The organism is Streptomyces sp. NPDC059832 (assembly GCF_042731715.1).
In the GTDB taxonomy this organism is placed as follows: Bacteria; Actinomycetota; Actinomycetes; order Streptomycetales; family Streptomycetaceae; genus Streptomyces.
In genome coordinates, this window is the sequence record NZ_JBHWIY010000020.1 from 96,129 (window position 1) to 108,378 (window position 12,250).

General features: G+C 73.7%; 10 protein-coding genes. 2 read left to right on the forward strand and 8 right to left on the reverse strand.

Going from position 1 to position 12,250, the window contains the following annotated elements:
* The 6 genes from secD to ACFV8T_RS29455 all read right to left on the reverse strand — a co-directional run.
* On the reverse strand, positions 1-1,558 hold a 1,558-nt coding region (gene secD, locus ACFV8T_RS29430), incomplete at its 3' end, for a protein translocase subunit SecD (protein WP_385333336.1).
* A 30-nt stretch (positions 1,559-1,588) separates the two neighbouring features.
* Positions 1,589-2,197 carry a hypothetical protein gene (locus tag ACFV8T_RS29435; protein ID WP_385333339.1) on the reverse strand — a complete coding sequence of 203 codons (609 nt, stop codon included), beginning with the start codon at positions 2,195-2,197 and terminating at the stop codon, positions 1,589-1,591.
* Complete coding sequence (locus ACFV8T_RS29440; protein WP_385333341.1) at positions 2,194-3,018, reverse strand: rod shape-determining protein; 825 nt, start codon at positions 3,016-3,018, stop codon at positions 2,194-2,196. The genes ACFV8T_RS29435 and ACFV8T_RS29440 overlap by 4 nt, the downstream gene beginning before the upstream one ends.
* 193 nt (positions 3,019-3,211) lie before the next feature.
* Positions 3,212-5,311, reverse strand: a complete 2,100-nt coding sequence (ligA, locus tag ACFV8T_RS29445; RefSeq protein WP_385333344.1) for an NAD-dependent DNA ligase LigA — start codon at positions 5,309-5,311, stop codon at positions 3,212-3,214.
* Between the two features lie 36 nt (positions 5,312-5,347).
* Positions 5,348-7,408 carry an alkaline phosphatase family protein gene (locus ACFV8T_RS29450; protein ID WP_385333463.1) on the reverse strand — a complete coding sequence of 687 codons (2,061 nt, stop codon included), beginning with the start codon at positions 7,406-7,408 and terminating at the stop codon, positions 5,348-5,350.
* Between the two features lie 140 nt (positions 7,409-7,548).
* Positions 7,549-7,962 (reverse strand): hypothetical protein, encoded by a 414-nt coding sequence (locus ACFV8T_RS29455; RefSeq protein ID WP_385333347.1) that lies wholly within the window; start codon positions 7,960-7,962, stop codon positions 7,549-7,551.
* 378 nt (positions 7,963-8,340) lie between these two features.
* Here ACFV8T_RS29455 and ACFV8T_RS29460 point away from each other — a divergent pair, with 378 nt between their 5' ends.
* Positions 8,341-9,123, forward strand: a complete 783-nt coding sequence (locus tag ACFV8T_RS29460) for an MBL fold metallo-hydrolase (protein ID WP_385333349.1) — start codon at positions 8,341-8,343, stop codon at positions 9,121-9,123.
* Entirely contained in the window at positions 9,120-9,740 is a 621-nt protein-coding gene (locus ACFV8T_RS29465; RefSeq protein ID WP_385333352.1) for a DedA family protein, read from the forward strand. Before ACFV8T_RS29460 ends, ACFV8T_RS29465 begins: the two co-directional genes overlap by 4 nt.
* Here ACFV8T_RS29465 and ACFV8T_RS29470 read toward each other — a convergent pair.
* Both ACFV8T_RS29470 and ACFV8T_RS29475 read right to left on the reverse strand, forming a co-directional pair.
* Positions 9,730-10,788, reverse strand: a complete 1,059-nt coding sequence (locus ACFV8T_RS29470; RefSeq protein WP_385333355.1) for an MBL fold metallo-hydrolase — start codon at positions 10,786-10,788, stop codon at positions 9,730-9,732. The genes ACFV8T_RS29465 and ACFV8T_RS29470 overlap by 11 nt on opposite strands.
* 25 nt (positions 10,789-10,813) lie before the next feature.
* Entirely contained in the window at positions 10,814-12,073 is a 1,260-nt protein-coding gene (locus tag ACFV8T_RS29475) for an aminotransferase class I/II-fold pyridoxal phosphate-dependent enzyme (RefSeq protein WP_385333358.1), read from the reverse strand.
* Positions 12,074-12,250: the final 177 nt, after the last annotated feature.

Genomic DNA, 12,250 nt, shown 5'->3' on the forward strand with positions numbered 1-12,250 from the left:
GCTTCGGCTGGCTAGGGTGGGGGGGGCCCTCCCCCGTGGCAATGGCTCTCTCCTGCGACCACCAAAAACCCCCTCCGCCGGTGAACTCGACGCCCAGGTTGACACCGCGCACGACGATCCCGAGGACGGCCACGGCTACCAGTGCGGTGGAGACCATCAGCCAGCGGCTCGGAAACCGCATCAGCCGGGGATCACGGCGGGTCAGCCAGGTGCGTACCCGGCCGGGGAACGCGATGCCGTTGACGCCCCGGTAGTCGCTGACGAACCGGGAGCCCGCCGCGATCTCGGTGAGTGCGCGGGCGATGACGAGTGCGGAGAACATGGAGGCGATCACACCGATGGCGAGTGTGACGCCGAATCCCTTCACCGGTCCGGAGCCGAGGAAGAAGAGAAGTCCGGCCGCGATCAGCGTCGTCACGTTGGAGTCGGCGACGGCGCTCCAGGCATTACGGAATCCGGCGGTCAGCGAGGAGCGCAGGGAGCGGCCCGGATGCTGTGCGTGTTCCTCCCTGGCCCGTTCGAAGACCAGCACGTTGGCGTCGACCGCCATCCCGATGGCCAGGACGAATCCGGCGAGGCCGGGCAGGGTGAGGGTGACGCCGAGGCCCACCAGGGCCGCGTAGGAGATCAGTCCGTAGGCGGCGAGCGCGACGGCGGCGAGTGCGCCGAAGAGCCGGTAGACGACGGTGATGAAGAGTGCGGTGGCCGCGGCGCCGATGAGGGCGGCACGGGCGCTGGCGTCGATGGCTGCCGCGCCGAGCGTCGGTCCCACGGTCCGCTGCTCGACGATCTCGACGGGGAGCGGCAGGGCACCGCCCTTGACCAGGAGGGCAAGTTCGCGGGCCTCGTCCGCGCTGAACGATCCGGTGATCTGGGTGGAGCCGGAGGGCAGGCCGGCGTTGCAGCCGACCGACGGGGAGACCTGCGGCGAGGAGATGATCTGCTCGTCGAGGACGATGGCGACGCGGCGCCGGTCGTCCTGGACCGGGTGGCAGGCGGCTTCGCCGGTCAGCCTGGTCCAGTCCCGGCCGGCCTGCTTGTGGAAGTCGAGGGACACGGTCCAGCCGGCGCCCTGCTGGGCATCGAACGCGGCGGTGGCGTCCTTGACGCCCGCGCCGGAGAGCCGCGCCGGGCCGAGATCGAGGGCGCGCCCCTGTTCGTCGGGGAGGGTCGGCCCCGCTTCGGCCCTGCCCTCGTCCCCGCTGTCCGGGCCCTGGACGGCATGGAAGCTGAGCTGAGCCGTTCTGCCGATGACCTCCGCGGCCTTGCGCGGGTCCTGGACGTCCGGGAGTTCGACGATGATCCGGTCCTCGCCGGAGCGGGTCAGGGTGGGTTCGGCGACGCCGAGCGAGTCGATGCGCTGGCGCAGCACTTCGAGTGTGCGGTCGGTGCTCTCCCGGTCCGCCTTCGCGGTGTCCGAGTCCTTGGCCTGGAGCACCATTCTGGTGCCGCCCTGAAGGTCGAGGCCGAGTCTGGGTGACATGGTCAGCGTGATGAGCACGGAGACGAGCAGCACGGCCGCAGCCAGCACCGCTCGCACCGTGGTGGCGCGAGTCATGGGTTTCCTCCGAGGGGGCGCCGGGCGCCCTCACCTCGGCAAGGGCGGCACGGCGGCTCTGTGGGACGGGACCGGTGGCAGGACCGGTGGCCGGTGAACGGCCGTCCGTGGAGGCCCGCGTACGCCGGGGAGCGCGACGCGCGACTGGTCGGTGGCACGAAGGGGCGCGGCGGGGGCCGGGCGGTGGGCGCGGTGCGGAGCGTGGATGCCGGGCGCGCTGGCCGGCAGGACGTCGGGGCCGGGCGGCGGGAGGTGGTGCGCGGTGCGGGCCTGGTCGGTGCCGGCCCGGGGCTGGGGCAGGGGTGCGGTCTGCGGCCGGTGGCGGTGGTGGTCGGTCGCCGCGGCCGTGCGGGGGCGCCGGGAGTCATGGACGGTGCCCGTGCGGGCGGTCCGGTCGGTGTGCGGGGTGGGCTGGTGGGCGCCGGGTGAGTACGCGGCGGAGGGCGGCATCCCGGCGAACAGCCGGGCGGGGAGCACGGATCCGGCGGCTGCGGGGGTGGCGCCGACGACGGTGAGGACGGCGAGCAGGAGTGCGGCGAGGACCAGCCGGGCCGCCCGCCCGGTACCGCGGTGTGCCGGGGCGCCCGGCCGTGCCCCTCGGGGCGCGTTCCCCGGGGGCGGCCCCGGGAGGGGGGTCACCCGGTTCGGCCGGTCAGGGCCGGTGCCGTGCCGGCCTGGCGGAGTACGGAGCCGAGGACCATCCCGGCGCCGCGAACGACCGCGGTCGCCGGGTCGTCGGCGAGACGTACCGGGACCCCGAGGCGGACCGCGATCCGGTTGGTGATGTCGGGGCGGGTGGCACCGCCCCCGATGAGCAACGGGCCCTTGCGCAGGGCCCCGAGGACGGCGCCGTGCCGGTCCTGCTTCCACATCTCCATGATCATGTCCAGGACGGTGCGGACGACGGCGGTGGGCGGCTGCGCCGGGCCGAGGTCGCCCAGCCCCGTCTCGGCCTGGCGGGCGTCGCGGACCTGCCCGTCGACGAGCAGGGTCGTCTCGGTCAGCCCGGCGCCGATGTCGACGACGAGCAGCGGGCCGCCGTCCCGCGGTCCGGCGTATGCGGCGGCGGCCCTCGCGCTGTCGAGGGCGACGACGGTCGTCGGCCCCAGGGCGGCGATCAGCTCCCTCGCCGCGGCACGGTGCCGGGCCCCGGCGAGGACGGGGTGGCTGAGGACGATCACGGTGCCGGTGCGGTCCGCGCCCAGTGCCGTGTCGGCGATACGGCCGAGCATCCGGCCGCAGGACTCGGGGTCGACGATGCGCCCCCGCCGGACCGGGCCGCCGTGTGCGGGCCCCGTACCGAAGTCGCCGCAGATGTCGGTGTCGGCCATGAGGCCGTGTCCGGGCACCCAGACGCGGGTGCGCGAGCTGCCGAGATCGAGGGCCAGGCCACGGGTGACGCCCTTGTGGTCCTGGCGGACGGACGGGCCGAGTCGTCGTCCGTCGTGCAGAGAACGCATCGCCCCTCCCCCCGGCCCGCCACCGCGGCCGCGTACACACCCATGAACCCGCTGATAGCGAGGCATGGCCGAGCCCTCACTATGCAATAGGGAGGCAAAGAAAGCCACTCCCAGGCAAAATCCAAGGGCTCGGCCGCCGAGGCCTGTCCGGCGGACCGGGGTCGGACAGGCCCCGGGCGGCCTCCGTCGTGCCTCAGACCTCCGACGGCAGGAACACGGCGACCAGTTCGGCGAACTCGTCCGGCGCGGCGATCCGGACGCCGAGGTCCTCCGCCTTGGTGCGCTTGGATCCGGCCTTCTCCCCGGCGACCAGGAGCGAGGTGCGCTTGGAGACGCTGGAGGAGGACTTCCCGCCGGCCCGCTCGATCAGCTCGTTCATCTCGTTCCGCGAGAGCTTCTCCAGGGCGCCGGTCATGGCTCCGGTGACCACCACGGTCATCCCGTCCAGCGGCAGACCGGTGCCTTCCCCGTCCGCGGCGGCGGCCGCCTCCTCGCCCTCCTCCCCCGGCGGGGGCGGCGGCGTGGCGCCGGGCTCCGTCATGTTGACCCCGGCGGCCACCAGCTTCTCGATCAGCGGGGCCAGTTCCACCAGCTCCGCGACGACACCCGCGGCCTTCTCCTTGCCGATGCCGTCGACCCGCTGGAGCTCCTCGGCGTCGGCCGCCCTGATGCGGTCCATGTCCGCGAAGTACCGGGCGATCCGCCTCGACATGGAGCGCCCGGTGCCGCGTACCCCCAGCGCGCAGAAGACCCGGGAGAGCGGCTGGGTCCGTGCCGTCCCGATGGCGGCCAGGAGATTGTCGGTGCTGGTCTCGCCCATCCGCTCCAGGCCCAGCAACTGCTCGCGGTCGAGGGTGAAGAGGTCGGCGAAGTCGGTCACCAGACCGGCGTCGACGAGCTGGACGACGCGGGTCCCGCCGAGGCCCTCGATGTCGAGCTGGTCGCGGCCCGCCGCGTACGAGATGGAGGCGACGAGCCGGCAGTCGCGGCCCCGGACACAGCGCCAGCGCTGCTCGCTGGTGTCTATCTCGGAGCCGCACTGCGGGCACGCCTCGGGGAAGTCGATCGGCTTCTCGTCACCGGTCCGCAGATGGGCGACGGGGGCCTCGATACGGGGAATGATGTCGCCCGCCTTGTAGACCATCACCCGGTCGCCCAGGCGCAGATCGCGGCGGGTGATGTCGGCGGGGTTGTGCAGCGTGGCGTAGCTGACGGTCGAGCCGTCGATCTCGACCGGCTCCAGCACGGCGCGTGGCGCGATGATGCCGGTCCGCCCCACGTTCCATTCGACCCCGAGGAGCCGGGTGACCTTCTCGACGGCCGGGAGCTTGTAGGCGATGGCCCAGCGCGGCGCCCTGCTCCCGGATCCGGCCTCGCGCTGGTCGGCCGCGAGATCGGCCTTGATCACAATGCCGTCGATGCCGAACGGCAACGAGGCGCGCAGGGCCGCGACTTCCTCCACCCGGCTCTGCACCTCCTCGACGGTGGTGACCGTGCGCGGCGCCACGTCCGTGTCCGCCGCGGTGTGCACGCCGAGCCGGGCGACGTGGGCGAGGACCTCGCTGTGCGGGAGTTCGGCGAGGGTGTCGGCCAGCTCGCCGGAGTCGGGCAGCGGCAGGGCACCGTAGGCGAAGAACGTCATCTCCACCGTGTACGCGCGGTCCTTGGCGCGGAGGGTGCCCGCCGCCCCGTTCCTCGGGTTGGCGAAGGGGGCGCCGCCGTGTTCGGTGCGCACGGCGTTGGCCTGGTCGAACTGCTCGGTCGTCATGAGGATCTCGCCGCGCATCTCGATCGTCACCGGTTCGGCGAGCTGCTCGGGCAGGCCCACCACGGTACCGATCGCATGCGAGACGTCCTCGCCCGCGGTGCCGTCGCCGCGGGTGATCAGCTGCTCCAGGCGGCCCGCCCGGTAGCGCGCCGCGACGGCCAGTCCGTCGAGCTTGGGCTCCACGCTCCATGCCGCGACGGGCCGGCCGATCCGGCGTTCCAGCGATGCCGTCCAGGTGACGAACTGTTCGGCCGAGAACACATTGTCCAGCGACAGCATCGGCACCGTGTGCGGCACGTCGCCGGTCGCGGCGCCGCCCGCCACCTTGCCGGTCGGGGAGGCGTCCAGCACCTCCTGCGGGTGCTCCTGCTCGTAGGCCGCGATCCCCCGCACCAGCCGGTCGTAGGCGTCGTCGTCGAGCGTGCTCTCGCCCGTGGCGTAGTACGCGGCGGCGGCCTGCGACGCTTCTTCGACCGCGGCGGCGTAGGCGGCGGTATCGGCGAGCACAACAGCTGAGTTCGTCATGACCCCCATCCTGCCGCCCACCACTGACAACGCCCCTCAGCCGGCCGCCTGGACCGTGCCGTCCACTTCGTCCGCGCCACCCACCGCACCGGGCGCCGGCAGAGGGATCTGCGGACCCGAGCACTCGCGCAGCCAGCGCCGCAGCACCGTGTGCACCTGTTCGGCACCGACCAGCTCCGTGTCCGGCGCCACCGGCGCGGACAGAGCGGCCGGCCACAGCAGGAACGGGCGGGACTGCTCGCCGCCCAGACCGCCGTGCGAGCCGATCTGCTCCTCGAAGGCGTGCACACGGCCCGTGGTGCCGTCGTACATCGAGTTGACCATGATGTCGGCGACGTGCGGGAAGGTGTCCGTCCGCCGCACGGCCGCGGCCGCACCGGGGCCGAACGGGGCCAGCGGGCCTTCCCCGTCGACCAGCTCCGGGACCGGGATCTCCGTTCCGCCGCGGCCCAGCACCACCGATCCGTGGCGCTCGCTGCGGACCAGCAGGAAGCCGATGCCGGGGTGGTTGGCGAGGGTGCCGAGCAGGGCGGGGTGGCTGCGGTCGAGCTGTTCGCGCGAGGCGCGTCCCTCGATGTCGGGGAAGGAGATCAGGCCGAGGTTCCCGGAGGCGAGGACCACGGGGTCGGACGGCTTCGCGAGGTGTTCCGCCGCGCCCTCGTCGACCGGCCGGTGCAGGGCGATCCGTACCGCGTCACGCGCCTCCGAAGCGCTGCGGGTGCGCTGCGCCCGTCGGGGCACGGGCAGCCCGCAGCCCGCCCGCACCAGGTCCTTGAGGGTCAGCCCGTACGCCCCGGCGAAGGTCTCCCCGGGGCTCTGTCCGTGGTCGGAGAGCAGCACGATCCGGTAGGTGCGCGGGGTGTGCTCGGCGACCTTGGCGATCAGGGCCAGCGAGCGGTCCAGGCGCGCGAGCACCTTCTCCGCGTCGCGGCTGCTCGGTCCGGAGTGGTGCGCCACCTCGTCGTAGGCGACCAGGTCGGCGTAGACGGCGGTGCGGCCGGCGAACATGTCCCCGATGACGGCGGCGACCACCACATCGCGTTCGACGACGGTCGCGAAGGCCCGGATGAAGGGGTACAGCCCGCCCCGCTTGATCCTGGGCGTGACCTTCCGCATCCGCGCCCGGGTCGACTGGCCGATCTCGCGGCAGACCTCGGCGACGAACGACAGCGCGGTGCGTACGGCGTTGGCCGGGTCGGAGAAGTACGCGAAGTACCCGGCCCTGGAGCGGCGGCCCTTGCCGAACCGGGCCGCCATGGACAGGACGAGCGCCAGCTGGCCGGCGCCGCCGCTGAAGAGGTTGCCGCGGCTGGCGCCGTCCAGCGTGAGCAGCCCGCCGTCGTGGGTGCGCGCGATGGCCCTGCGCTGGAGTTCGAGGGCGCTCGCGGGTCTGCTGGAGACCATGACGTCGCCGGTCTCCTTCTCGTACCAGCGGAAGGCGGGGACGTCGTGGTTGCTGCCGTGCAGGATGCCGAGCTGGCTGGCCCCGGTCTGGCTGGACCAGTCGGTGCGCCACGGGGTGAGCCGGTGCCCCTCCTTGTCCGCCAGCCACTGCGCGACGGTCGGCATCAGGCCCTCGTCGGCGACGCGGGCGAGCACGTCATGGCCGACGCCGTCGAGCTGGATGAAGACGGTGCCCGGCGGTCCGCTGCGCCGGCTGTCCGCACCGCTGCGCCGTCGGCGGCGGACGGCCAGCCGGGAGAGCCTGCGCCGGTAGGCGTTGTCGTCGCGGACGGCGAGCGCGGTGGAGGTCGCCGAGGCGACGGCGGACATCACGGCCGCGACGACGACGGCCGTCTGCGGGTCGGCGGCACCGCGCCCGTCCGGGATGAGTCGCAGGGCGACCAGCAGCAGCGAGCCGTTCAGGAAGAAGACGAGCAGCCCGAGCACCAGCGCGGGCACGATGAGCAGCGCCCGCACCAGGACGGGCCAGACCAGTGCGGAGAGCAGACCGAACGCGCCGGCGCCCCAGGCCGCCGTGAACGCGATCTTGGTTATGCTGTCGCCGTCGTCCGACTGGAGCTGGAAGTCCGGCAGAATCCCCGCGAGCGCCAGCATCGTGAGCGTCGAGACCGCCCACACCAGGACCACTCGCATCAGGGCGCTGCCGGCTGTTCGCCATCGCCCGTCGTCCACGCCGTTCCACCTCACATCCGGACCCCGCCGTTCCGGGTCCTGGCCCCCCAGCTTTCCACAGCGGGCCCGCGGGCCACCGGCCACAGCGGTCGGCGGTCGGGTCAGCAGCCGTCGTAACCGGCGGTCGGCATGGAGAGTCTGCGGTGCACGCTCGCCTTCGTACGGGCGTTGTACGGCGGCTCGTCCAGCCCCGCGATCTCCAGCCGCACACCGCGCCGCTCGCACTCCGCGGCGAACTCCGGCACCGAGGTGAGCGCCCGCGCCAGCACGCGGTCGTGGGCGGCGACGAACAGTTCGACGTCGCCGCTCTCGATATCGGCCCACAGGGCGTGGTGGTCGGGGCGCAGTCCGTAGAGCCGCAGCTGCCGGGTGACGACGTATCCCTTGTCCGCGGCCCAGCGGGCGCACATGTCGTGCTGGCCGCGGGTGTCCACGAGGAACGGATCGCTGTCGAGCTCTTCGAGCGGTGTGAGGCTGGCGATGGCCGCCACCCGTACGTCCGTCACGTCCCCCATGGCCGTCCCCCCGTGTTAGGGCCTCTGATTTGGATCATGCCGGGCTCGTGGGGCCTGGCACGCACTCCCCCAAGGCCTTAAGGGCCAGGGGGACCCCCCTCCGCGTTGTCGTCGGTCGCCGACGCTCCGCGTCGACTCCCTCCTCCGCCTTGTGATCGCACGCACCAGACCCCACTCCCTGATCCGGCCTGATCCAAACGAAAGACCCCAGGCGTACCGGCGACCCTACCGTCCGGACCCCCGCGCAAGAAGGCGCGCGCAGGGAGGGCGGGAGTGCGGAGCACGGGCCCGGAACACCTGTGCGCCCCTGCCCCGGCCCAGCCCTTAGGCTCGATACCGGGGCCGGAACCGAGGAGCCCGGGAACGAGGAGGCGTCGCGTGCCGGTGGAAGTCACCTGGTGGGGTCATGCCACCTGCACCATCGAGGACTCCGGGGTCCGGGTGCTGACCGATCCGCTCTTCGCGCGGCGCTTCGCGCATCTGCGCCGCCGGCGCGGTGAGCTGCCCGGCCCCGAGGCGACGGTCGCCGATGTCGTGCTGGTCTCGCATCTGCACTCCGACCATCTGCATCTGCCGTCCCTGGCGAGGCTCGCCCCCGGCAGCAGGCTGGTCGTGCCGCTGGGTGCGGTGCGCTCCGTGCCGGGGCTGCGGGTGCTGCGCTCGGCACGCGGGCTGCGGATCACCGAGGTGGCCCCGGGCGACGAGGTCCGGGTCGGTGAGGTGCGGGTGAGGGCGGTACCGGCGCTGCACGACGGCAGGCGCCTGCCGATGGGCCCGCATCGCTCCCCCGCGCTCGGCTTCGTGGTCGAGGGCGAGGCGCGGACGTACTTCGCCGGTGACACGGGGCTCTTCGACGACATGGCGCAGACGGTCGGGGCGGTGGACGTGGCGCTGCTGCCGGTGGGCGGCTGGGGACCGTATCTGGGCCACAGCCATCTGGACGCGGGCCGGGCGGCGCAGGCACTCGCCCGGCTGGCGCCGCGGTCGGCCGTGCCGGTGCACTACGGCACGTACTGGCCGATCGGCATGGACGGGATCAGGCCGCACGAGTTCCACTCACCGGGTGACGAGTTCGTCCGCAAGGCGGCGCTGCTGGCGCCGGAGGTGTCCGTGCACCGGCTGTCCCACGGTGAGCACGTGCGGCCGGAGGCCGCCAGGTGATACAGCAGGTCGTGGGGCAGCTGCCCCCGGAGTCGACGCAGCAGGCGGTCGGCTATCCATCCCTGTTCCTGCTGGTGGCGCTGGGTGCGCTGGTGCCGGTGGTGCCGACGGGTGCGCTGGTGAGTTCGGCCGCGGTGGTGGCGCTGCACCAGTCGTCGCCGTTCTCGCTGCTGGTCGTCTTCGCGGTGGCCTCGGCCGCGGCCTTCCTCGGGGACATCTGCCTGTACTGGCTCGGTCAGCGCGGGGTGCGGTCCAAGAACGGTTCGAAGTGGCTGCGGACGATCCGCGACCGGGCCGCCCCGGAGCGGCTGGCGCAGGCCCAGCAGAAGCTGGACGAGCACGGTGCGGCGGTGCTGGTGCTGTCCAGGCTGGTGCCCGCGGGGCGGATTCCGGTGATGCTGGCCTGCCTGCTGGGCCGGATGCCGCTGCGCCGGTTCGCCCGCGGCGATGTGCCGGCGTGTCTGGCGTGGGCGGCGACGTACCAGCTGATCGGCATTCTGGGCGGTTCGCTCTTCCCCGAGCCGTGGCAGGGAGTGGTCGCGGCGGTGGGTCTGACGCTGCTGATCAGCGGGGCGCCCGCGGTGTGGCGGAAGACGCGGGCCCGGTTCAGCCACTGATCGTGCGGGGTGCCGGCTCCAGTACGCGCGAGGCACCGATCGGCAGGTCCCAGAGCTGTGCCCGGGGGTGTCCGGCCCGCTGCCAGGCGGTGCGCAGCCGGGTCAGCGGTTCGAGTACGGGTTCCGCGGAGAGCAGGAAGGTGGCCCAGTGCATCGGTGCCATCGCGCGGGCGCCGAGATCCTCGTAGGCCTGCACGGCCTGCTCGGGATCGGTGTGCACGTCACCGAGCCACCAGCGAGGTTCGTACGCACCGATCGGCAGGAGGGTCAGGTCGATCCCGGGGTACCGGATGCCGATCTCGCCGAACCAGTGCCCGTACCCGGTGTCCCCGGCGAAGTGGATCCGCTGTCCGCCGGGGCCGGGGGTGCCGATGACCCAGCCGCCCCACAGGGAGTGGCAGGTGTCGGTGAGGGTGCGCCTGGACCAGTGGTGGGCCGGTACGAAGTCGAAGCGGACCCCGTCGAGCTCGGCCGATTCCCACCAGTCGAGTTCGGTGACGCAGGTGAAGCGGCGACGGCGGCACCAGCGGCCGAGCCCGGCGGGGACGAAGAGCGGGGTGTCCTTGGGCAGCCTGCGCAGGGTGGGGGCGTCGAGGTGGTCGTAGTGGTTGTGGCTGATGACGACGGCGTCCACGGGCGGCAGGTCCTCCCAGCGGACACCCACCGGGGTGATCCTGGCCGGCGTCCCGAGGATGCGGCGGGACCAGACGGGGTCGGTGAGGACGGTCAGCCCGCCGGTGCGGATGATCCAGCTGGCGTGCCCGGCCCAGGTGAGGGACGTGCTGCCGATGGGGACGGCCGGCAGGGGTTCGGGGGCGTAGGGGAGGCGGTGGATGTCGCGCAGTCCTTCCGCGTCGGGCCGCAGGGCGTGCTCACGGGCCAGCCGGGACATGCCCATGACACCCGGGAGCGGCGCGGTGAGCCGGTCGGCGAAGCTCCTGGGCCAGACCCGGGCCTCGCCGAGCGGGCGCGGACCGACGATCCTGCCGCGAGACACGTGGGGCGGCTGCGTGGCCCCGGTGCGGGAGCGCTCGGTCTGTTCCGTCATCGAGAGACTCCCGTCTCGCAGTTCCTCATCGGAGTTCGTCGAGGGCCGTTCCGAAAATGCTCAGGGCTTCGGCCACATGCGGCAATTCCAGGGGCGCCACAGCGGTGAGGGACTCCATCTGCTGTTCCGGGGTCGACCCGAGCAGCGTCCCGGTGCCCAGCCGTACGCGCAGCGCCCCCAGTTCGTCGCCGAACCGGTGCCCGCCCGGCGTCGGTGCGCCGAGACGTTCCGTCAGGTACTCCTCCAGCTCCAGCGAGTCCGTGACGCCGCGGGCCGCCAGCCGGGATCTGAGCGGGCCGAGATCGGCGTAGAGATGCCGGCCCGCCTGCGGGGGCCTGGCCAGCGCGCCCGACGCCAGGACCGCGCGGTGGGCCGCGGCGGCGACCCGGGCCTGGAGCGCGGCGGCCCGGCGGACCCGGTCCGTCACGGCGTCCGGTTCGCGCAGCGCGTGGGCCGCGGCCATGGCGACCGGCCCCGCGACGAGCGCGCCGAGCGCGGTGAGGATGTCGAGCGTACGGGCGTGGCGCACCGCCGCCCGTTCGGTGTCCGGGAACCGGGCGACCGCGACCGGCCAGGCCGACGGGGTCAGCGCACCGGCGAGATCGCAGACGACCGTGACATCGTCGGGACACATCTCGGCCGGGCTGAGCAGGACCGTGTCGTGCGGCCGGTGCAGGGTGTCGCGCCAGGTCTCGTCGCTGATGACGTGCAGCCCCTCGGCGACCGCCGCCTCGCACGCCTCGCGCACCAGCTCCGGCGGGGCGACGGTGGCCGTCGGGTCGTCGACGACGGAGATCAGCAGCAGCCGGGGCCTGCCGCCCTCGGCGCGCACCCTTCGCACGGTCTCCAGGAGCGCGTACGGATCGGGCACGCCACCGCACTCGGCCGGGGTCGGCACATGGTAGGCGGGCCTGCCGAGCAGCCGGGCCTGCGGGATCCAGGTGGCCGTGCAGGGGCGCGGCATGAGCACGTCGCCGCCGTGCGCGGCGATCAGCGCGAGCAGCAGCGGGGAGGCGCCCGGGGCCGCGGCGACGTGCTCCGGGCCGCCGCGGAGTCCGCGCCGCTCCCAGTAGGCGGTCGCGGCCTCGCGCAGGGCCTCGCTGCCACCGGTCGGCTCGGGTTCGGTGCGGCCCGCCGCCGAGGCGAGCACCTCGGCGAGTTCGGGCAGCACGGGCAGACCGGGGTCCGGGGCGGGCGGCCCGTACCGGACGGGGCCCCGGTCCTCGCGTACGGAGCGCGCGCCGCCCTCCGTACGTCCGGCCCGCTCGGTCCGCTGCCGCGCCATCCGGGCCTCCTTCGCCGCCGCCCCGCCGCCCTGTCGCGTCGTCGCGCACTCAGGGCCCTTTATACGAGGGTTCGACCGACCGCGGCCGCCCACGGGGAGGGGGGGGGGGAGGGGGAAGGGAGGGGGGGAGGGGGCAGGACGCGAAGGGAGCCCAGGGGGGTCGACGCCCAGCGTCTG